Annotated in this window: 22 protein-coding genes; 18 read left to right on the forward strand and 4 right to left on the reverse strand. The window is 39.7% G+C overall.

The features are described 5' to 3' along the window. Positions 1–43: 43 nt before the first annotated feature. The 4 genes from AABM38_RS02265 to AABM38_RS02280 all read left to right on the forward strand — a co-directional run bounded on the left by AABM38_RS02265 (position 44) and on the right by AABM38_RS02280 (position 4,823). Complete coding sequence (locus AABM38_RS02265; protein WP_423408938.1) at positions 44–1,033, forward strand: Bug family tripartite tricarboxylate transporter substrate binding protein; 990 nt, start codon at positions 44–46, stop codon at positions 1,031–1,033. A 49-nt stretch (positions 1,034–1,082) separates the two neighbouring features. Beyond that, positions 1,083–1,556, forward strand: a complete 474-nt coding sequence (locus AABM38_RS02270; protein WP_423408939.1) for a tripartite tricarboxylate transporter TctB family protein — start codon at positions 1,083–1,085, stop codon at positions 1,554–1,556. 18 nt (positions 1,557–1,574) lie between these two features. Further along, the gene (locus tag AABM38_RS02275) at positions 1,575–3,083 is read left to right on the forward strand and encodes a tripartite tricarboxylate transporter permease (RefSeq protein ID WP_423408940.1); all 1,509 of its coding nucleotides are present in this window, start codon (positions 1,575–1,577) and stop codon (positions 3,081–3,083) included. 276 nt (positions 3,084–3,359) lie between these two features. Further along, positions 3,360–4,823, forward strand: coding sequence for a protein adenylyltransferase SelO (locus AABM38_RS02280; RefSeq protein ID WP_423408941.1), 1,464 nt, complete (start codon positions 3,360–3,362; stop codon positions 4,821–4,823). A gap of 349 nt (positions 4,824–5,172) precedes the next feature. Here the strand turns inward: AABM38_RS02280 and AABM38_RS02285 are convergent, their stop codons facing one another. Beyond that, on the reverse strand, positions 5,173–5,712 hold the full coding sequence (locus tag AABM38_RS02285; protein ID WP_423408942.1) for a GNAT family N-acetyltransferase: 540 nt from the start codon (positions 5,710–5,712) through the stop codon (positions 5,173–5,175). Between the two features lie 294 nt (positions 5,713–6,006). On the opposite strand from AABM38_RS02285, the gene AABM38_RS02290 reads away from it, so the two are divergent. The 4 genes from AABM38_RS02290 to AABM38_RS02305 all read left to right on the forward strand — a co-directional run bounded on the left by AABM38_RS02290 (position 6,007) and on the right by AABM38_RS02305 (position 9,926). Beyond that, on the forward strand, positions 6,007–6,243 hold the full coding sequence (locus AABM38_RS02290) for a WGxxGxxG family protein (RefSeq protein WP_423408943.1): 237 nt from the start codon (positions 6,007–6,009) through the stop codon (positions 6,241–6,243). Positions 6,244–6,792: 549 nt separating this feature from the next. Further along, on the forward strand, positions 6,793–7,653 hold the full coding sequence (locus AABM38_RS02295) for an EamA family transporter (protein ID WP_423408944.1): 861 nt from the start codon (positions 6,793–6,795) through the stop codon (positions 7,651–7,653). 296 nt (positions 7,654–7,949) lie between these two features. Next, positions 7,950–8,822 (forward strand): AraC family transcriptional regulator, encoded by an 873-nt coding sequence (locus AABM38_RS02300; RefSeq protein WP_423408945.1) that lies wholly within the window; start codon positions 7,950–7,952, stop codon positions 8,820–8,822. A gap of 636 nt (positions 8,823–9,458) precedes the next feature. Next, a complete protein-coding gene (locus AABM38_RS02305) occupies positions 9,459–9,926 on the forward strand; it encodes a hypothetical protein (RefSeq protein ID WP_423408946.1) in 468 nt (155 codons plus the stop codon). Between the two features lie 38 nt (positions 9,927–9,964). Here AABM38_RS02305 and AABM38_RS02310 read toward each other — a convergent pair whose 3' ends face one another. Continuing rightward, the gene (locus tag AABM38_RS02310) at positions 9,965–10,492 is read right to left on the reverse strand and encodes a GNAT family N-acetyltransferase (RefSeq protein ID WP_423408947.1); all 528 of its coding nucleotides are present in this window, start codon (positions 10,490–10,492) and stop codon (positions 9,965–9,967) included. 273 nt (positions 10,493–10,765) lie between these two features. On the opposite strand from AABM38_RS02310, the gene AABM38_RS02315 reads away from it, so the two are divergent. Next, a complete protein-coding gene (locus AABM38_RS02315; protein ID WP_423408948.1) occupies positions 10,766–11,155 on the forward strand; it encodes a hypothetical protein in 390 nt (129 codons plus the stop codon). Between the two features lie 193 nt (positions 11,156–11,348). Here AABM38_RS02315 and AABM38_RS02320 read toward each other — a convergent pair whose 3' ends face one another. Both AABM38_RS02320 and AABM38_RS02325 read right to left on the reverse strand, forming a co-directional pair. Continuing rightward, complete coding sequence (locus AABM38_RS02320) at positions 11,349–11,693, reverse strand: ArsR/SmtB family transcription factor (RefSeq protein ID WP_423408949.1); 345 nt, start codon at positions 11,691–11,693, stop codon at positions 11,349–11,351. Then, positions 11,668–13,491 carry a SulP family inorganic anion transporter gene (locus AABM38_RS02325; RefSeq protein WP_423408950.1) on the reverse strand — a complete coding sequence of 608 codons (1,824 nt, stop codon included), beginning with the start codon at positions 13,489–13,491 and terminating at the stop codon, positions 11,668–11,670. Before AABM38_RS02325 ends, AABM38_RS02320 begins: the two co-directional genes overlap by 26 nt. A 517-nt stretch (positions 13,492–14,008) precedes the next feature. On the opposite strand from AABM38_RS02325, the gene AABM38_RS02330 reads away from it, so the two are divergent. The 9 genes from AABM38_RS02330 (at position 14,009) to putP (ending at position 21,925) form a co-directional block, all read left to right on the forward strand. Beyond that, the gene (locus AABM38_RS02330) at positions 14,009–14,722 is read left to right on the forward strand and encodes an MOSC domain-containing protein (protein WP_423408951.1); all 714 of its coding nucleotides are present in this window, start codon (positions 14,009–14,011) and stop codon (positions 14,720–14,722) included. A gap of 375 nt (positions 14,723–15,097) precedes the next feature. Next, on the forward strand, positions 15,098–15,631 hold the full coding sequence (locus tag AABM38_RS02335; RefSeq protein ID WP_423408952.1) for an RNA polymerase sigma factor: 534 nt from the start codon (positions 15,098–15,100) through the stop codon (positions 15,629–15,631). Then, positions 15,615–16,592, forward strand: coding sequence for a DUF4179 domain-containing protein (locus tag AABM38_RS02340; protein ID WP_423408953.1), 978 nt, complete (start codon positions 15,615–15,617; stop codon positions 16,590–16,592). Before AABM38_RS02335 ends, AABM38_RS02340 begins: the two co-directional genes overlap by 17 nt. 178 nt (positions 16,593–16,770) lie before the next feature. Then, positions 16,771–17,109: a rhodanese-like domain-containing protein gene (locus tag AABM38_RS02345; protein ID WP_423408954.1), complete on the forward strand. Its 339-nt coding sequence runs from the start codon at positions 16,771–16,773 to the stop codon at positions 17,107–17,109. Between the two features lie 154 nt (positions 17,110–17,263). Continuing rightward, positions 17,264–17,638 carry a DUF3139 domain-containing protein gene (locus tag AABM38_RS02350; protein ID WP_423408955.1) on the forward strand — a complete coding sequence of 125 codons (375 nt, stop codon included), beginning with the start codon at positions 17,264–17,266 and terminating at the stop codon, positions 17,636–17,638. A 97-nt stretch (positions 17,639–17,735) separates the two neighbouring features. Further along, positions 17,736–18,302, forward strand: a complete 567-nt coding sequence (locus AABM38_RS02355) for a DUF4256 domain-containing protein (RefSeq protein WP_423408956.1) — start codon at positions 17,736–17,738, stop codon at positions 18,300–18,302. Positions 18,303–18,507: 205 nt separating this feature from the next. Continuing rightward, positions 18,508–18,897, forward strand: coding sequence for a cupredoxin domain-containing protein (locus AABM38_RS02360; protein WP_423408957.1), 390 nt, complete (start codon positions 18,508–18,510; stop codon positions 18,895–18,897). A 347-nt stretch (positions 18,898–19,244) separates the two neighbouring features. Next, the gene (locus AABM38_RS02365; protein ID WP_423408958.1) at positions 19,245–19,979 is read left to right on the forward strand and encodes a TIGR02206 family membrane protein; all 735 of its coding nucleotides are present in this window, start codon (positions 19,245–19,247) and stop codon (positions 19,977–19,979) included. 476 nt (positions 19,980–20,455) lie between these two features. Continuing rightward, on the forward strand, positions 20,456–21,925 hold the full coding sequence (gene putP, locus AABM38_RS02370) for a sodium/proline symporter PutP (RefSeq protein ID WP_423408959.1): 1,470 nt from the start codon (positions 20,456–20,458) through the stop codon (positions 21,923–21,925). Positions 21,926–21,993 lie beyond the last annotated feature (68 nt).

Raw genomic sequence — 21,993 nt, forward strand, 5'->3', positions numbered from 1 at the left:
GTCTACAAATTAAAAGCGCTTACAGTAAAGGGGAGAGACCATAATGAAGAGAAATACCCTACTTATCCTATTGGCAATTGCTAGTTTAGTATTAGGAGCATGTTCGAACGAGTCTGCAGCAGGTGCAGGTGGAAAAGATTTTCCAAAACGGCCGATTGAACTAGTTGTTCCATTCGGAGAAGGAAGTTCAAGTGATACATTTGCAAGAAAGTATGCGGAAATTATGTCTAAAAATATGGAGAAGCCTCTTCAACCCGTTAACAAAGATGGAAGCGGCGGATTAGTAGGTATGGTATATGCACATGGGCAATCTAATGATGGATATACCGTTCTTGAAGTAACACCATCCCACGTGATTGCAGATGTTCTCGGTAAGGGCAAAAACATGAAATTCTTAGAAGACTTTGAGCCCTTAGCTCGTATTCAGGAAGATATTTATGTACTTTCCGTTACAGCTAACAGCCAAATTAAAGATTTTGATGATTTATTAAAAATCGGTAAGCAAAAGGAAATTTCATTTGCAGGGGTAAGTCCAGGTGGACTAGATGACTTAACACTTAATGCACTGGCAGATGCAACTGGTATGAAAGTAAAGTTTATTCCTTATGGCTCAGGATCTGAAGTTAAGGCAGCAGTGCTTGGCGGGGAAGTTGATGTTTATTTGGATAAATTAATTAATACTGTAGGTTATATAAAAGATGGGAAAGTAAGGCCTATGGTAGTTTTAAATGATGAAAGAATTACTCAAATCCAAGAGTTGAAAGATACTCCTACAACAGTTGAAAAAGGTTATGATGTAACGATTGGGTCTTGGAGAGGATTTGTTGTCAAAAAGGGTACTCCAAAAGAAGTTAAAGACTATTTAATAGATCAAATGAAAAAAGCGTCTGAAACTGAAGAATATAAAAAGTTTAACGCTGAATCATTGACAAATATTCGCGAAGGTTTTTTAGGTCCTGATGAATTTAAAGCTGCTATGTTAGAAGACTATGAAATGTTTGATAAGGTAGCAAAGAAAACGGGACTAAAATAATTATAAAGGGCGGCTTCTATAGCCGCCCGTTTTTGAAGGAGGCAGGGTTATGGGAGAAGTATTGTTTCATATAATTTTGATTGTAATAATGGGGCTTTTCTTCAAAGAGTCTTTCGCAATTACATCCGGACGATCCGCCGATCCAATTGGGCCAGCTGGGTTTCCACAAGGGATTACGATAATTATTATAGTGTTGCTTCTTATTTCTTTATTTAACGCCTTAAGAAAAATGAAACTAAATGTACAAAAAGAAGATGCATTTAAGCTAAACTCTACTTATTATGGAATTTTAATTTCAATTGTTTTATTTATCATACTAAATGAATTAATAAGTTTTACTCTTGCTTCAGTTGTATTTTGTTTTGCTTTGTTCTTTTTGCTAGGTCAAAAAAAATATTTAAGAATGCTATTTAATTCAATAATTGTTGCAGTAGTATTCACATTTGTATTTGGAAATATTTTAACCGTTCCTTTACCAAGAGGGTTGGGAGTAATAAAAGAATTAAGTTATTTTTTATATTAATGTAAAGGGGGGACGACTATGGATTTCCAACTATTGACTGAAGGCTTTCTAACGACAATATCTCCAGCTAATTTGACGCTAGTTATTGTGGGTATGTTAATTGGTGTGTTTTTTGGTTCACTTCCTGGAATTAGTTCTTCTATGGGTATCGTATTAATGTTACCATTTACATATTACATGGGTATCATTCCATCCATTATTTTACTTGTCGCCTTATATGCGGGTTCATCTTACGGTGGCTCAATTACAGCAATTTTGTTTAACACACCAGGTACGCCCGAGGCTGTGGCCACAACTTTTGATGGATATCCAATGACGAAAAAAGGGCAGGCAGGGAAGGCTCTTAGTCTTGCTATTAGTGCATCAGCTTTTGGAGGAGTTTTCTCCGTTCTTATAATGTTATTTTTGGCTCCACCTCTATCCTCAGTAGCATTAGAAATACAGAGTGCTGAGTACTTTGCTTTAACTATATTAGGATTAACGATTATTTCATCTATTGGAACAAAGTCACCTACTAAAGCGATTGCTTCAGGAATGATAGGGATAATGATTGCAATGATCGGTATGGACCCGATTGTAGGCGCGGATCGTTTTACTTTTGGAAACATCGAACTTATGAATGGACTTGAGATGATTCCTATTATGATAGGTGCATTCGCACTGGCTGAAGTATTAAATCAAGTAACTGAAAATCATAAAAATTTAAACATAAGCAACAAAGTTTCCTTAGCTACAATAAAGTTTAAAGAATTACTTAAATTCAGATGGGTAATGTTAAAGTCTGCCATCATCGGAACAGTTATAGGTATTCTCCCAGGTACAGGAGGCTCTATAGCATCCATAGTAAGCTATGGAGAGGCTATGCGCTCAAGTAAGAATAAAAATAATTTTGGACAAGGAGAAGAGGAAGGTGTTGTGGCACCAGAGACAGCAAATAATGCTGCAGCAGGCGGAGCGATGATTCCTACTCTTGTTTTAGGAATACCCGGAAGTCCCACAACGGCTATAATATTAGCAGCACTTGCGCTTCAGGGATTACAACCAGGTCCACAATTGATGACTGATCAGCCTTTAATGTTATACGCTATTTTCTTTTCAATGTTAATTGCGAGTATAACTGTATTTATCGGAGGGCGTATAGGTGTTAAAGCATTTGCGGCCATCTTAAAACTTCCATATTCTGTCCTGGGTACATTGATTGTTTTATTGTCAATGGTAGGATCTTATGCAGTTGGTAATTCGATGTTTAACGTGTGGATTATGTTCATCTTCGGTGTTTTTGGATATTTCATGAAGAAATATCATTTTTCTCCTGCATCATTAGTTTTGGGCTTAGTATTAGGGCCAATGATGGAAGAGAATTTCAGAAGACATCTTCTTGTAACGGAAGGGGACTATTTATCCTTCATCACGCAGCCGATTTCAGGAATCATTTTATTACTGTCAGCGCTTGCACTAATTTATCCGTTGATAGTTAAAAAGTTTAAAAAGAAAGAATTTAAAGACCAAGAAAATAAAGCTGTCTAAAAAATGAAAATATCAAATTGATAGAAGCAGCCTTTTGGGCTGCTTTTAACGTTACAAGGGTTATGGGGGTAAACTGGGGGAAGCCTATTCTGAAGCTATGAATTTAGTTGTATTCTATAAGGGTTTTTATTCACCATCATTATCGAATAATAACTTACTAATCATGGACAATATAGCTTCACTATTAACTGGAAAGGGTATAATAATGAAGTTAATGTATACATTAATTGGAATGAAATATAGGAACTTATAGGTAGATAGAAGAGGAGGGATAAGATGCAAAACAATCATGCAGGCTGGAACTTTGATAACAGCTATTCCCGCTTGCCGGGAATATTTTATAAAAATCAACTCCCCACACCGGTTCGCGAGCCGAAGTTGATTATTTACAATGTATCACTTGCAGCCACATTGGGTTTGGATGCCAATGCGCTTAAAAGTAAAGATGGCGCAGCGGTGATGGCGGGCAACCAAATTCCTGAGGGCGCTGAGCCGCTTGCACAGGCATATGCGGGACACCAGTTTGGACATTTTACAATGCTGGGAGACGGCCGGGCGGTACTGCTTGGTGAGCAATTGACTCCACAAGGGGAGCGGGTAGATATTCAGTATAAGGGTTCTGGAAGAACACCTTATTCTAGGGGCGGTGATGGCCGTGCTGGAATAGGACCGATGCTGCGTGAATATATCATCAGTGAAGCGATGCACGGGCTGGGAATTCCGACTACGCGCAGTCTGGCGGTTGTGGAAACGGGGGAGGAAATCATCCGTGAAACGATGCTGCCTGGTGCGGTGTTAACCCGTGTGGCAGCCAGCCATCTGCGCGTCGGCACATTTCAATACGCAGCTAACTGGGGCAAAGAAGAGGATCTCCGGGCTCTGGCAGATTATGCGGTTGAACGCCACTATCCTGAAGTCAAGGCGAGTGATAACCGTTATCTATCTTTGCTTAAAGAATTGATCAATCGCCAGGCAGGATTGATTGCCAAGTGGCTCCATGTCGGCTTTATTCATGGCGTGATGAATACCGACAACATGACAATCAGCGGTGAAACGATCGACTATGGGCCTTGCGCGTTTATAGATACGTATGATCCGGCAACTGTGTTCAGTTCAATCGATCGGGATGGACGCTATGCCTTTGGCAATCAGCCTTATATTGGCGGCTGGAATCTCACTCGTTTTGCGGAATCGATTTTACCGCTGCTTCATGATGACGAGGACGAAGCTGTAAAACTGGCGGAGGGGGCTCTGTCCGAGTATTCCGACGTATTCCAGGCTCACTGGCTGGCAGGAATGAGAGCAAAGCTGGGAATGATGAACGAAGAAGCAGAGGACAAAACGCTTATTGCCGACCTTCTCAATATGATGCAGAAGCATCGTGCGGACTACACGAATACCTTCCGTGCTCTTACTTTCGATCAGCTGGAGGAAATCGATTTATTCAAAACCGAGGAATTTACCCAATGGCATGAAAAATGGCAGGCTAGGCTTGGCAGGCAGGAGGGAGCGAAAGACGCTGCTCATGAGTTGATGCGGAAAAGCAATCCTGCCGTCATCCCGCGGAATCACCGGGTAGAAGAAGCTCTTGAAGCTGCAGTGGAAAAAGGAGATTACAGCGTGATGGAAAAACTGCTAAAAGTACTTTCTGATCCATACGCACACTCCGAAGAACAGTCCGAATTTTGCACGCCGCCAGCTCCGTCTAAGCTTCCTTATCGCACGTATTGCGGAACATAAAATCATACTTTAAAAGCAGGGATCTTTAATGGTAACGGTTTCAGTTTTGAAGTACAAAACTCGGAAAAAGCAGTGTCTTTCGCATATGAAGTCGCATTAGAATAAACAAGCAATTCGGTAAGGAAAATAGCAAATAAAAATGCTTGGAGCTCAATGACTTCAAGCATTTTTTTCCAATCTTTATTGGAGATAAGCACTCGTTAGCTTAAGTGTAAATCAAATCTATTAAACGCAATATATAACTGTTGTAAAATGAAGGTTATCAGTTGAAACGTGTAAAAAACCTAAAAAATAAAACGCAGTACATAACTTGTTTTACTGCATTAAATGTTTGGTAAAAATAATACATTTAAAACTTTAATATAGAGTACACTTTTAAATCCTTATGTTCCCCTTTAACATACATTGCCTTTCTACTTATACCTTCGAAAGACATACCTAACTTTTTCATAACACGTTCTGAACCCTTGTTTTCTAAAAAACATCTCGCTTGAATACGAACTAAGCTCATACTTTCGAAACCAAAAGAAATGATTGCCATTGCTGCTTCGGTAATTAAACCTTTGCCCCAGTATTCTTTAGATAGAACATATCCAATTTCAGCACTATTGTGTTCTGGCTGCCACCAAACAAAGTGAACTGTTCCAATAAATTTACCGTTGTCTTTAAGCTCAATCCCCCAAAGAGCATCATATTGAGGTAAAAACGTATTTATAAATTCAATTGTATCTGATAATGAAGGATGAGTATCCCAAGTTACATATCTCGTTACTTCTTCATTCGAAGCATATAAATACATATCTTCTGCATCATCAAGTGTGATTTTTCTAAGTATGAGACGTTCCGTTTCTATTTTAGGTACATCAGCAAACTTCTCTAAAATTTTCATAAATCCACCACTTTACAAAATATTATCGACTGATAATAATTCTATCATTTATTAAAATTAATTTATTCAAATAAACTGCATTGTTTGTTCATTAGGGACTCCAACAAGAGCATTGTCCTAGGCAACAAACCTCATTAAAACCTTGGCCTTCACGGATATTCTCTTTAAGTGACTTTACTCTTCCCTTTATATCCTACTGTAAATTATGATTCTAAAAATTAATTCCTTCACAAAACCGAATAAGGTTATTTTTTTCGGAAACATTAAAGTTAATGAAAATGAAAGGGGTGAAATATGATGCTTAAGAGAATTCTTAATTTGTTTGTTGCACTTACAATTTCTTTTGTCATGGTATCTGAGTTAAATGTTAACGCGCAAAATAATAACAATAACAATAATACCAACGGAGTCGCTCGAATATCCCAAACAGGAGATGTTAATGATGACGATGATACCGATTGGGGTTGGGTTGGGTTACTTGGATTAGCAGGCCTGTTAGGATTAAGAAGAAGAGATGACAGAAGAGATTAAACATAGTTTAATTCTAACGATTAAATTCTAATCAAATTAAAATTAAACTCATATTAAAAAATGGGATCCTCTGGGTCCTTTTTCAATTTTTGCATTATCTTTATGAAACTCGATATTATTAATTGTAAATGCACCGCAGGACTATTTTTTTGACTTCAAGTATCCTGCACCGTACAAAACTGCCCCTATAGTTAAATAAGCTCACCTTCAATTTTAACATAAATTTCCAATAAACCTTCGTGTTAAATTCAGTACTTCATTTACCATTGCAATTAGCATAAAAATTAGAAAACGAACAAACCTGTCAAAAGGGATGCGAATGAGGGTGCTAGTTCGACTGTGAGGTGATTAAAAACCAGCTATATCAACAAAAATAAGCATTTCAGTTCAGTTGTGAATTGGAATGCTTATTGGTGTCCTAATATTGGATTTATGCTCGGTTACCGAACCCGTTACTTTAATGGGTTCCTGATTTTTTTCGTGTTTTGTTTAGGAACTCGAAAAAATAGATTGCGAGCAGTCTTGGGGAGATTTAAAATAAGGAGGAAAATGATAGAGAGAGAAGGATTCAGCATGTGGATGGCCGCAGCATTGGTCACGACTTTAAGCTTTGGCATGAATAATACGATTTTTAAATGGAGCACAGGGCACGGCTTGTCGAAAGTACATATTCAGTTTTTCTTTTATATCGTGGCGTTTATGCTGACGCTGGGGTACGGAATATCAGTGGATGCGTTGCAGTTCAACCTACTTGCTATCCTTCTTGGTGGCTTGATCGGCGTATTGAATGCGAACGGCAATATTCAAATGTCGAAAGCATTTGAGAAGGGTCCTGCCAGTCTGACGTCGCCGTTGATCGGTGCGAATGCTATTTTTCCGATCCTCGGCGCAGCGATTATTTTTCAAGAACACATCAGCCTTCTGCAGTGGATCGGCATTGTCTTTATTCTTGGCTCTGCGATCATGATTCAATATACACCAGGAGCGAAACGAAATACTGATTACGCGCCTTGGCTGATCAGGGTGCTCTTGGCGATCTTGTCCTTCGGAATACTGGGGATTTTGATGAAAACGACTTCGTATTTTCATATCAGTTCGCTGAATACATTAATTTGTATGTATGGTGGCGGGAGCATTTATCTTGGGATATCAAGCATCCGGGAAAAGGAACACTGGCAGCGGTCTGAAGCAAATATTGGATCTCTTGTCGGTTTGATCAGCGTCATCGGCTATAGCTGTTATTTCTATGCGCTGCATGAAGGGACCGCAAGTATTATATTCCCGATCGTCAGCCTGAATTGCCTCGTTGTTGTCCTTGCAGGCTGCTGGCTTTTTAAGGAGAAATTAAAGCTATATCAGCTTGTTGGGATTTTTTCAGCGCTTGTCGGCATTATTTTTACAAAAATTTAAGGATGTAAACAGCCGGACTATTTAACTGTTTCCTATAGAAATAAAATCCCTGGATACGATTCAGGGATTTTTTAATAGGTACTGCTTATAACAGAAATCGCTCGCTAACCTGGTCTGATCCTTATTCATTTTTATCAAGGGTGTGTCGGGTAAGAATAGGAGATACCTAAGGAATGAAGAAATTATGATTTATCCATGAATGGTAAGGAACAATAAGCACCCCGCATAATCGTGCACGAAATGTCGGATGGATGCATTTATATCCTGCTAATCTATTGATAAAGGAGGTCATCGAATTGGATTTGCTTAAGAATATGAACAGTGCCATTCGTTTTATCGAGGAAAATCTGACGAACGAGATTGATTTTAAAGAGGCGGCAAGGCGGGCTTACTGCTCGGAATATCATTTTAAAAGGATGTTTTCCTTTCTTGCAGGCATTTCGCTGTCCGAGTATGTCCGCCGCAGACGTTTGACGCTTGCAGCATTTGAGCTTCGGGAACCAGGCATCAAGGTCATAGATATCGCCGTGAAGTATGGCTATAACTCCCCGGACTCTTTTACGAGAGCGTTTCAGCATTTGCATGGAATCACGCCAACAGAGGCAAGAACGAATGGCCATTCCCTCAAAGCATTTCCTCCGATGAGCTTCCAATTATCCATTCAAGGAGGCAGTGAAATGAATTATCGAATAGAAGAAAAAGAAGCCTTTCGCATTGTCGGAATAAAGAAGCGCGTACCCATCATTTTTAACGGTGTTAATCCTGAGATCAGTGCCATGTGGCAAAGCTTAGACATGGATAAAATCAATGAGCTGAAAAATCGGTCGAATGTCGAACCGTTAGGATTGATCAGTGCATCGACCAATTTTTCAGAGGACAGGATGGAGGAAAAAGGGGAGCTTGACCATTATATTGGAGCAGCTACAACGAGCGAATGCCCTGAACATCTGACATCGTTAGAAGTGGCTGCCGGTACATGGGCAGTATTCGAAGCGGTAGGACCTTTTCCGGCCACACTGCAAAATATATGGGGACGCATCTATTCAGAATGGTTCCCGTCCTCTAACTATCAACAGGTTGAAGGACCAGAAATCCTTTGGAACGAAAGTAAGGATGTTTCCTCGCCAACGTTTAGAAGTGAGATCTGGATTCCGGTTTTGAAAAAGTAATGATCAAAAGAGCTGTATATTGCAGCTCTTTTTTTATCCAGTTTCCAAATACAGGCTTCATTCTGACAGGTCTGGAACACTTTCCAGCAAAGCTGTCCAAATACAGGCTTCATTCTGACAGGTCTGGAACACTTTCCAGCAAAGCTGTCCAAATACGGGCTTCATTCTGACAGGTCTGAAACACTTTACAGGAAAGCTGTCCAAATACGGGCTTCATTCTGACAGGTCTGGAACACTTTACGGGAAAGCTGTCCAAATACAGGCTTCATTCTGACAGGTCTGGAACACTTTCCAGCAAAGCTGTCCAAATACAGGCTTCATTCTGACAGGTCTGGAACACTTTCCAGCAAAGCTGTCCAAATACGGGCTTCATTCTGACAGGTCTGGAACACTTTACGGGAAAGCTGTCCAAATACGGGCTTCATTCTGACACAGGTCTGGCACACTTTACCGGAAGGCTGTCCAAATACAGGCTTCATTCTGACAGGTCTAGAACACTTTCCAGCAAAGCTGTCCAAATACGGGCTTCATTCTAACAGGTCTGGCTCCCTTTCCAGCAAAAAGCGGTTGTTCAATACACAGTAATGTTGAAACTTTTAGAAATGGTTAACGTCAATTTAAGAAAGGAGGAGTTTGATGAAGGATCAGGGGTATCTACGTTACTGTTTACTATCATTTCTATTATTAACCTCATTAGTATTGCCAGGTAAGTCCTCAGCAACCTCTTGGGCATATTCTTTTGTAGTTTGGAACGGTTATATTTATGTAGTAAGCGATGAGCATGTTACCGAAGTAGGAAGCGAGATTGGCCATGTCACTAAGTATTCTGATATGGAATCCTATCCCGGAAACTTCTCAAACTCCTTTGCTAAAGGGACGAAATATTATTCCATTAAAGGCATTAGTAAAAATGAAGCCATAGCTGTTGAAAAGTCAAAGGGACAATACATTAAGGCATATAGAGAAGCTGAGTATGAGGTAAGAGGTGCATTTGATGGCTATTTTGATGGACAACAGGGACCCATTAAAATTTTTGTTTTATTTATCATTGGCATTTTGGCTGTTATTTTCTTTTATAGAATGAAAGGCAAAAAAAACCCCTGATTTCCAAACAGGATTAAGGGGTTTTGCTATGTATGTGTTTAAGTATTCCGAAGCACCGTAATGAACCCATCAAGGATCTGGTGACTGACTTTAAAGCCTTTCTTCTGATAAAAATCCAACGCTGCATCATTTCCATTGGAAACATAGATGAAGCGGTCATCAGTATCCTCAAATGAATCCAGCCATTTCATGGAGCGGTTGAACAGTTCAGAACCGATACCCATGCTGCGATAGCCATCTTTTATGTAAAACTGTGAAAGGCAGCCGACATCCTCAGATGCAACAGAATCCATATCGAAAAAAGTAGCGAAATCATTGGAATAGACTTGTTTTGGGGAAATGTTGCTGTACACATAAGCAACGATTTCGTCACCATCATAAGCGGCAAGAATAAAATTGGCCTTCGCATTTTTAACGGAAGGAACCATACGTGTTTCAAAATTCATGCTGTCAAAAAGCTCGGGACGAATATGGGCCAACGATTTTTGATAGGCCATTAATTCATTGCACAATCCCTTGACGGAGCTGATATTTTCTTCTGGAATCAATTCGTAATGGATACTCATATTCCACATCCTTTCCATCATTTGTTTGATAGAATTATAGTTGAGTTTCAAAGACTTTTTCAAGAGTAAAAAGCCGGACATGAAGAGTTTCTTTTACCTGAAAGATATAATTTATCTAAGATAGTTTGCATATTTGTGAGAACTTTTTTCGGAAGGTAAATTGTGAATTTACGTTAATGTTAAATTATAGATGTTGAAACTATCAGTTTACCAAGGAAATAAATTGAACTTTTATCATAAACACTCGTCTAATTTGATAAAGGGGGATTTAATATGAAAGTAGAAGGTATATTCTTTGTTTTAATTACATTGGTCTTATTTATGATTACAGGATGCTCTAATAACGGAGGTACAACCGAAGTAACAATTGACAGTATCGATGCCGAAGAAGTCTTAACATTGGACCCTGATGCTGATATTTTTCAGTTTGATGGAGTTATCTACAAGACTAATATTGACTGGGTAGAAGAATTATCTTTAACAAAAAATGTTCAAATCGGTGAAATAAAAACAAGAAATGACGCTAATACAGATTTTAATAATGAAATGTCGAATAAACTTCCTGTTGGTGCAAAGATTTTTTCAGCAAAAGAAAGAGGAGATATTTTACTTGTTGAAATCAATGAAGATATCTTGAAATACCTTGCAATCGTTGAAGGATAATACAGTTCGTTAAAAAATTAAACCACTATATGTTAAAAACGCTTGGAGTTATCCAAGCGTTTTTATGTGATAAATATATTGCTAATTACGATGCTAATAGAAAACACTTTTTGAATGTGATTTCAATTATTAAATTTTGTTTTTCTCCACATTATCTGAACTACTTATTCAAAAGAAGACGTGCTTATTTGTGTTAATTGGAAGACGATTCTTTATCATCATTAAACTTATCCAGCATATTGATCGTTTCGACTAAATGGTTATTGAAGATCTGTCTGGCAACGGCCAGAAGGTCAACGATCATGGGGTCACGAAGGGTATAAATGACACGGTTTCCTTCTTTCGTGCCTGTAACGATATTTTTCCCGCGGAGGATGGTCAACTGCTGGGAAACGGCTGATCCTTCGCTTCCGGCGAGACTCTGGATTTCGTTCACACTTTTATCTCCGTCAGCCAGTAGCTCAAGGATCTTTATCCTGAGTGGATGGGCTAGTGCTTTGAAAAATTCTGCTTTAAATTGCTGCATCTCCAGGTTCAATCAAATTTCCTCCTTTCTCAATTTGGGAGCATGAGAAACGTCCCTGTGCTTCGGAGCATGAGAAGCTTCCCTGTGCTTCCGCTGCGCCTGAGAGGGTTGAACATTCTCTGAATGCAAAGTGTTTGCAGCCGAGGCACTGGTGTTTGTTTATTTGCGATAATCCGTGATTGATGGCGTCGCCGGTGTGTGCAAAGAAATGGTTTTCTCCTATTAATTGATATAGGCCTGTTTTTATTAATACTTTTTTAGGCTGAGGGTTGATCCCCGATATGAGGACCATTCCATTTTTTGAAAAATGGCGGACGATGCTTGATAAATGGGCTTCCCCGGTTGTATCCATGAATGGAACTTTTCCCATTCTTAAAAGAAGGATTCTTGGTTTGAAATGTATCGTTTCCATGATGGTTTGTTCAAATGTTTGCGCAGCACCGAAAAATAGCGGTCCTTCCACGTTATAGATACTGATTTGCGGACAATCATGCGTATCAGAAACGATCTGAGGCTGGACTTTATCTTGCTTGCTATTCGGGTTTGGCAAAGCCTTTGCCGTTACCATTATATCACTCATTCTTTTCGTGAAAATAATAACCGCTAAAACGAGACCTGCCTCGACAGCCAGCGTCAGATTGAAAAAAACGGTTAACAAGAAGGTAATGGCCAGGACGAGTGTATCTTCCGTGCGTGTTTTTACCATATGGAAAAATACGTGACGTTCACTCATATTCCAGGCGACGATCATTAAAATCGGTGCCATGCTAGCCAAAGGAATCCTTGAGGCGAAAGGTGCAAAAAGCAATAGAACGAAAAGCACGACGATTCCATGGGTAATCCCGGAAAGAGGGGAAGCGGCGCCATTTTTAATATTAGTAGCTGTTCGTGCAATCGCTCCGGTTGCAGGGATTCCCCCGAATAGAGGAGTGACCATATTGGCGATGCCCTGCCCGACTAATTCTCGATTGCTGTTGTGCTTGCTATTTGTCATGCCATCAGCCACTACAGCAGATAAAAGCGACTCAATCGCACCAAGCAAGGCAATCACAAATGCCGGACCGATAAGCGTCTGCACCCGATCGAAAGACATCTCCGGTATCGCAAACTTAGGCAAAGTGCTGGGAATGTCACCAAAGGTTGAACCAATGGTCGCGACATGCTGCGGGTAAAATAAGCTTGCAGCCAGGGTAGACAAAACCAGGCCAATCAGTGGTCCCGGGATTTTCGGAAATAGCTTGGGAGTAAGCAATACCGTGAACAAGCAAATTCCGGAAGTAAGGATACTGTAAAGATTAATCGTATCAATATGAATAATGATTTCATTCAGATTCTCAAGAAAGTATTCGTGTTTTTCAACACCGGTCAGTCCTAAGAAATTTGGGATTTGCCCAGCAAAAATAATCACCGCAATCCCTGAGGTAAAACCTATCGTTACCGGCCGGGGAATGAATTTGATGAGAGAACCCATTTTTAAAAGCCCCATAAGAACTAAAATGATCCCCGCCATAAATCCAGCGATCAATAAGTTCTCAAAGCCATAGGTCATAACGATCCCAAACAAGATGGGAATAAATGCACCAGTTGGCCCGCCAATCTGATACCTGGAACCTCCCAATAATGAAATCAGGATTCCTGCAATAATCGTCGTATAAATTCCGTGCTCGGGCTTAACACCTGAAGCAATGGCAAACGCCATTCCCAGAGGAATCGCAATAACGCCTACAACAATCCCGGATATAATGTCTTTTTGAAAAGACTGAACGGAGTAACCCTGATACCTTCCGCTAAAAACCCACTTACGATGCATTTTAACCCTTCCTTATTTTTAATATTTGTATATTTGATTATTTGAATATACTTAGTTAAAATCTACACCTGTTCGAGATTTATGTAAAGTCTTTTTTAGAAGGCTTATTGAAGTGATATTTTTGGTATTTAACATAAAAAGAAGACCATCTTTTTGATAACGGGTTCTCTTTTGTAGTACAAAACATTAAAAAGGAGTACAAATAGCCACCTGATTCGGATATGAATAGATGGCTGGTTTTTGCTGTAATATCAATGATTTTTGAGTTTTTATACTTAAATTTGCATCTGCATTTGCACGTGATTTAGCACGATGATCATATGCTCAAATTCTGTTGAAAAGGATTAAACGGTTCCTAAATCGAATATAAAATAAGGTTATGACGAGTGGATCTTATTCCACAAACTTAGCTGTATTGTTGAATAAGGGATTTTAAGGTTAATGTTTCTTTAAAAATGAGAAATGTCTTTTTTTATTGAAGCGAAGAGCGATAAGGTATGAAGCGGGGGTACAAACATTGGATAATAAAAATCAAATTGTAGGTAAAGTGAAAGAAATCCGAAGATTCCCTGTAAAATCAATTTTAGGGGAGCTATTACAAACCGTTTCAATTGATAAACGAGGACTCATTGGGGATCGTCTGTGGGCGATAAAAAATATGAATGGGAAATTTGGCAGCGGTAAAACAACACGGCGTTTTCAACAGATGGATGGTTTATTTAATTATAAAGCAAGATATGAAGATACTACTCCAATTATAACAATGCCCGATGGCACAGATTATCGAGGTGACGATAATGCCGTTAACGAAAAGTTGTCTGAGAGGCTAGGATATCGAGTAACTTTGGCACGAGAGGAGTCAATATCCCATTTTGATGAAGGTCCAATTAGCATCATTACTACTTCTGCGTTACGAAAGGTGAGTCAGGAACTAGGAGAGGCAGTTGACCCTCGACGTTTCAGAGCAAACTTATTGATTGATACAGAATCAACGGGATGCCTTGAAGATCATTTGGTGAATCAACTAATCCTAGTTGGCCCGTCAGTTATCCTAAGAGTTGTTGCACCTCTTCAACGATGTATAATGGTGAACAATTCTCAAGAGGAACTAAAACAGGATACACGGTTACTCCGATACTTGGTTAATAACCATGAATCTACTTTTGGTGTATGGGCAAAGGTTGAACGCTTTGGTAAGATAAATATTGACGATAAGATAATCTTAGTATAAGTCAATCGTTGTTCAACAATTGGGTGCGATCCCTGAATAAGCGTAAAAAAAATCATTTCACATTTGAACACATAAAAACGTTAAAAGCACTGCAAAATTGCAGTGCTTTTTTACTTGCTAATTTATACGCGATTTACGATGTTATTCACTTTTTGTACTCCGAAAGAGAACGCCGTTTTTTTAATAGTCTTCTTTAATTTTTGTTTGTCACTTTTTTAAAATATTATTTTTCCCGTAATCTATCCCGAATCCTACCAGCTTGTATTATCCTAAATATATGAAGTTTTCCAGGATGTTGAAAAAAATAACAATGAACGTGAACCTAATGGGCGTGTCTGCCATCTAATAGATAGAATTAAATGAGGAGGGGAACATTTGTCCAGTGAACGAGATGTGAAAAAAGCACAAAAGGGGGATAAGAAAGCCTTTGTGAGGATTGTGAAGGATGCCGAAGAAATGCTCTATAAGGTAGCAAGCTCCATCCTGCAGAACGATGATGACTGTGCCGATGCGATCCAGGAGGCTATATTAAAAGCCTACAGTTCTATCACTACTTTACGTGATGTACGAATCTTCAAAACGTGGATGGTGAGGATCGTGATTAACTGCAGCTATGAGATTTTGAGGAAAAATAAGAAAGTCATTCCGATGCAGGAGTGGATGGAGCCTGCTTCGCCGGATGACCGTTCAACCTTTGAGCTGAAGGATGCCCTGAAATCATTGGAGGAAGACTTGCGGATCCCCGTAACGCTGTATTACCTTGAGGAATGGAATGTGCGGGAAATTGCAGAAGCAATGGAGATTCCGGAGGGTACCGTGAAATCACGACTCAGCAGGGCACGGCACAAACTATCGCAATATTTGGGTTCGGAAACTGAAGGGAGTGTTCAAAATGGCAGGAAATCATGATCAGAAATTGAGAGAAGCGTTACAAAAGGTGGAAAATAGTATGCCAGATCAAGTACGCCACCGAATTGATGAAACACTGTCAAGCCTTCCAGAACGGAATAAGAAATGGAAGAAGCCATCCATGATTGCTGGCGGAATTGCGGCAAGCTTAGCCATTCTTTTAGGAACCGGATTCACTAATACCACGATGGCGCAGGTGCTGCAAAGCATCCCGTTCGTGGAATCGGTCTTCAAGCTGGCAGGAGACAGTACATTGAAAACGACCGTTGAAAAAGGGCTCGCTGAAAAAGTGAATAAGAGTGCTGCGGATCAAGGGGTTACCGTGACCGTGAGTGAAGCTTTTTATGATGGGACGGGCATTTCTGTCGGGTATGTCGTTCAGTCCGACGCCGTTCTTGATAAAAACATGAATACCTCCATAGATTTTACCATCGACGGAAAACGAATTGAAAATTATGGTGTGGGTGGAAGCAGTGAACGATATGACGACCATGTCGTGCTCGGGGTCATGCACCTGGATGTATCAGAACCACTCCCGAATGAATTCGACCTGGGAATGAAGATCAAAAAGCTTGGTGAGAGTGAAGGGGAATGGAATGTTCAATTTCCAGTGAGAGAAATAAGTTCAGAGAACAAGGTCATTCTCCCAGTAGAGAAGAAATCAAGCGGTGACATCACGGTGATCCTTGAGAAGGTCACGTTTGCTCCGACGGCAACAGAGGTTGTTTATAAGCTGAAGCAGCCAAGCGACCGAGAAATGGAGTTGAGCTTCGAGTTGTTGGGAAGCAACGGGGAACACGTGGAACCACTTTCTCTGTTCAAAAAAGATGATACATTCAAGGTGTCATACGAACCATTCAGCACGATTCCTGAAACGATCACATTTCAGCCTCAATCCCGGCATGATAATGAAATAGATCAGATTCTTGAGAAACTGAAGATCACTGTAGGAGTAAACTAGGGGAAAAACCAAATCCGATGAGGGTTTGGTTTTTTTTCGTGTTCGAGACGATTCTATGCAACTTTATTGACAATCCCAGGAACCCAACCTGCCCGTTAGCCCTGAATTGGAGCTAAATGTAACCAAAGAAATTTGATATAATGAATCCAAGGAATGAACTGAAAGGAGCACGGCCAGAATGACAGTAAGAAGAATGTCCGCCGAGGAACTATATGAAAAAGTGAAGAACCATGATGACATCATGCTTTTAGACGTAAGGGCGGAGGAAAAATACAAAGACTATCATATAGATGAAGCAGGCATTAAGAATATCAACCTGCCGAAGAACTTCATTTTTGAAAACAATGAAGAATCTATCAAAGCATTGCCTAAGGATAAAGAGATCATTGTGACATGTACAACTGGGAATTCTGCTACAAAGTGTGCGAACATCTTGTCTGAAAAGGATTATGATGTGGTCGTACTTGATGGCGGGATTACTGCCTGGAAGAGTTTTTTAGAAACGAAGAGTGAATGATTAGCTAAAGGAGCAAATGAGATTCGCTCTTTTATGTTTTTGTTTTTGGTAAAGGGTAAGTTAAAAATAAGGTTTCATAAAAAAATTGTTTGTCTATATCCATTTTTTACATTATACTCAAAAGTGTAATTTTACACTAAAAGGGTGAATGGGTATGAGGAGATTATTCATTATTCTATTGTTCATTTTTATTGCATGGGGCGGGTACAAGCTAAACTTTTTACAGTATGAAAAACGGGCTGATGAAAGAATCGCAAAGGTAATCGAGTTGCAAAAAGCTACCATGAAAAATAGTGAAATACTTGTCGATGTATATGACTATAAAAATGAGTGCTGGTATCAACGAATCCTCTTTAAGGATGATCCGGAAATCACCTATGACTACGAATATACAAGATCAGAAAATAAAGTAAGAGTTTCTGCCAGGTTTCATAATATGTCGTTAGATTTAGCTAAGAAACACGCTAAATATCCTTTGTATGATATTTATTTTGATGAAGATAAAATAACCGATGTTAATGAGCGTTAATTTTGTTCATTTACCATTTGGCCAGCTTTATGAGTCCAAGAAATTACTACATAACATATCCCTTAATGGGGTGAATAAAACCAAGGAGGATCCGCATATGGCAAAGGGAAATAAGCAGTTGTCACCAGATCAAAGTGAAGAACTACTTGCAAGATTGAAAGACCGTTTTGAGAAAAACATGAACCGGCATAATGGTCTTGAATGGGCGAAAGTACAAGATAAGCTCGAAGCGAACCCTGAAAAACTATGGTCGCTGCATGAAATGGAAGGAACCGGCGGGGAACCGGATGTTATGGGCCTTGATGGAGAGACGGGCGAATACATTTTTTATGATTGTTCAGCGGAAAGTCCTAAAGGGCGCAGAAGTGTTTGTTATGACCGGAAAGCGCTGGAGTCAAGGAAACAGCACAAACCAGAAAATAGCGCTATGGATATGGCCGCTAGCATGGGCATTGAACTGTTAACGGAAGAACAATACCGGGAGCTGCAGGAACTAGGGGATTTCGATCTGAAAACGTCTAGCTGGGTGCAAACACCTGATAATATTAGAAATCTAGGCGGGGCCATCTTTTGTGATCGGCGCTACAACACTGTCTTTGTCTACCACAATGGTGCAGACTCCTACTATGCGGCAAGGGGTTTCCGTGGCTCGCTAAGAGTCTAAATTTGGCACAGACAGCTAGATCTGAAACAAATGGGACGGGTTAAGTGAAAAAAGAATAGATTCCAGAAGATCGCCATGAGTGGCGATCTTTTTTCTTTGTCACTGTTTTAGATAAGAGTTACTATTTTAAGCACGTTGGATCAGATTTATAGTGATAATATTTTACGGATTGGAAAAAATAGGATCAGGAAAGGAGGGATTACGAATGCCTGTGAAAAAGTGGTTAACTGGATTGGTCGTTATGCTAGCGATGACTGTGGTTGTAACAACTCAAGGATTACTAAGTGTATTTGCCGAATCGGGTGCCGTAACACAGCCTATTGAGCCAGTCAAAGCGATTGAAGTCGAGATAAACGACGATTATTTTAATCCGAAAGTCATCACCATTCCGAATGGAATAACGACAACGTTGATATTGAAAAACAAAGGTACGAAAGAGCACACCTTCACAGTGGAAAAACTCAGAATTGACGCCGAAATTCAGCCTGGAAAAGAAAAAATGATTACCGTGGAACCGAAAACGCCCGGTACATATGAACTGATCTGTCGGTTCCATTTTCAGCAAGGAATGGTTGGACAGGTAATAGTCAAATAACAAGCAGGGCCAATCGGGCTTTGCTTTTTTTGATAGGGTAAAGGAACGTACTTATGATTTATCCAGTTTGAGCCATGAAATATTAAGTTGAAATCTTTATTGTGCTAACCTGGCAGTTTGAAAGATGGCTTACAATATACAGAATGGTTTCGTTCCCTCAAAATAGAACCGTTTATTTTTTAGTGATTTTACCCTATAAATCGTTCGGATTTTTAGGCCATTCACACATTTCTGTCTGGCCATTTTCTATATGGCTTTATTACTGTGGTGGCTGGAGCAGAACGTATAAAAATCATATGTACGGGACACCTTATGTTTGTTCCATAAACAAACTAGGGGTGGAATTAATGGGATGGTTTGGCCTAGATAATACATCGTTTGATTTTGATATGTTTTCTAGAAGTCATTTTGTTGTATTGGCCCTCTTTTTTCTTACTATAGCGGTTATTTACCTATATCGAGAAAAAATGAAGGGAGACAAATGGAGAAGCGTTGAAATAGGAGTAACTTTTACTTTGATTTTAATAGAGGTCATAAATCACGTATGGATGTACATGAATGGAATCTGGAAATTAGGTCGCTCCATGCCGTTGGAATTGTGTAATATTGGCCTTATATTATGTGTGATTTTGCTTTTGACTAGAAAAAAAGTAGTCTTTGAATTATTATTTTTTATTTCCTTATTTGGTGCTACACAAGCGATCATAACTCCTGCCTTAACATACGATTTTCCTCACTTTCGATTTTTTCATTTCTTCTTTGCGCACATGATGATTGTGTGGGTAACCTTATATTTTACCTGGGCAAAAGGGTATTACCCGACATTCCGCTCTGTGATCAAGCTTATTGTTTTTATTAATTTGTTATTGCCTGTCATTTTGTTCGTTAACAAACGAGTGGAAGGCAATTATTGGTTTCTGCGTCACAAACCTGAAACTCGTAGTTTCCTGGATGTGCTTGGACCTTATCCATGGTACATTTTTTCATTGGAAAGTTTATTAATCGCTTCAAGTGTAATCTCGTGGTTAATCATACGAAAAAGGGAGAAGAGCCATTTGAAACGTTCTCAAGCTGAGTATTAGGTCCAATTTTGTTTTGGTGTGTCAAAGTGCATAACGAATTTTAAAAGATGATTAAATAAAAGGATTCAGTACTGATAAGGTCTGAATCCTTTTTCTGTTCCATTCTAGACTGTCAGTTAAAATTTCATGGAAAAGCACTCAGAAAAGAAAGCGGAAATCGCTTAATACACGATTTCTGAAAATTACTAATATAATTACTTCAATTTATTTTGAAATCGTTTTCATACCTAAAAGCTTGGTAGCTGCCGCGTTTTTTCTCGGATTTTATTTCCCGTACTTTCCTTGAAACGACATGGAATCTTTGTTAGGTTAAGTAACCGTAGCCCCTTTGAGGCGGCAAAAGAAACTTGGACGGCATAATTAACATAAAAACTTTCGAGCGTGGTCGGCCGCATTCTTATAAAAGAATCTAATCGCCTGTGTACAAACCACTATGTTAATTATTTCGTTTAGGGAAAACGAAAAGGAGAGATTTGGTGAATTTTGAAGTATTTGTTTCTTTGGGAATTTATTTTATCGCGATGATCATGATTGGGGTATATGCTTACCGGAAGACATCTAACCTAAATGATTATATGCTTGGAGGCCGTGGACTTGGGCCATCTGTAACAGCTCTTTCTGCAGGTGCGTCTGATATGAGCGGCTGGATGCTGATGGGATTGCCTGGCGCCATGTATACGACTGGACTTTCAAGTGCCTGGCTGGCAATCGGGTTATCGATTGGTGCCTATTTAAACTACCTCATTTTAGCTCCAAGACTGCGAGCTTATACAGAATTAGCAAATGATTCAATTACGATCCCCGATTTTCTTGAAAACCGCTTTTCGGATCATACTAAGATTCTTCGATCGGTTTCAGCTATTGTAATTATCGTCTTCTTTACGCTTTATACATCTGCAGGTTTTGTCTCAGGCGGTACGTTATTCGAATCAGCATTCGGGCTGGATTATCGACTTGGCCTATTCGTTACAGCTGGAGTGGTCATTGTCTATACGCTGTTCGGCGGTTTCCTTGCGGTGAGTTTGACTGACTTTGTGCAGGGTTTGATCATGTTTGTTGCACTTATCCTTGTACCGGTCGTGGCTTTTACCGACCTTGGAGGTACAGCAAATGTAATGGATAGTGTTCAAAAGATTGATCCTACATTAATGGATATCTTTAAAGGAACATCCGTGATTGGCATTATGTCCTTTTTAGCATGGGGCTTAGGTTATTTCGGCCAGCCTCACATTATCGTTCGCTTTATGGCAATTAACTCTGTGGAAGAGCTTAAGCCTGCCCGCAGAATCGCAATGGGCTGGATGATCATTTCCATTATCGGCGCATTAGCTGTCGGACTTGTTGGTATTGCCTATGTTTCAAAGAACAATGTCGCACTTGAAAATCCAGAAACGATATTCATCCTGTTTTCAAATATCCTTTTCCATCCTTATATCACTGGTTTCCTGCTTGCGGCAATTTTAGCTGCGATCATGAGCACGATTTCTTCTCAATTGCTTGTAACATCCAGTGCATTAACGGAGGACTTTTACAAAGCGTTCTTCCGCCGCAAAGCATCGGATAAGGAATTAGTGTTTGTCGGCAGAATGTCCGTTTTGCTTGTAGCGTTAGTTGGGATCGGACTTTCGTATACGCCAAAGGATTCCATTCTTTCTTTAGTAGGAAATGCATGGGCAGGATTCGGCTCTGCATTTGGACCAGCTATCTTGCTAAGCCTTTACTGGAAGCGAATGAACCGCTGGGGTGCATTGGCAGGTATTGTCGTTGGTGCAGCCACAGTCATGGTTTGGATCAGCGTTCCAGCATTGAAAGGCTTTATGTATGAAATGATTCCTGGCTTCTTCCTTAGCCTTATTGCTGTAATTGTCGTAAGCCTTATGACAAATAGACCAGGAAAAGCCGTACGAGAAGAATTTAATGAAATGGAAGAGATTATGTCTAACTAATATGAACATGGGGACGGTTCTCGCGTTGTAAGTGAAACGCGAGAACCGTCCCCATTTTTTTACCCGTT

This window comes from Heyndrickxia sp. MSNUG, from assembly GCF_049532715.1.
Classification (GTDB): Bacteria; Bacillota; Bacilli; order Bacillales; family Cytobacillaceae; genus Mesobacillus.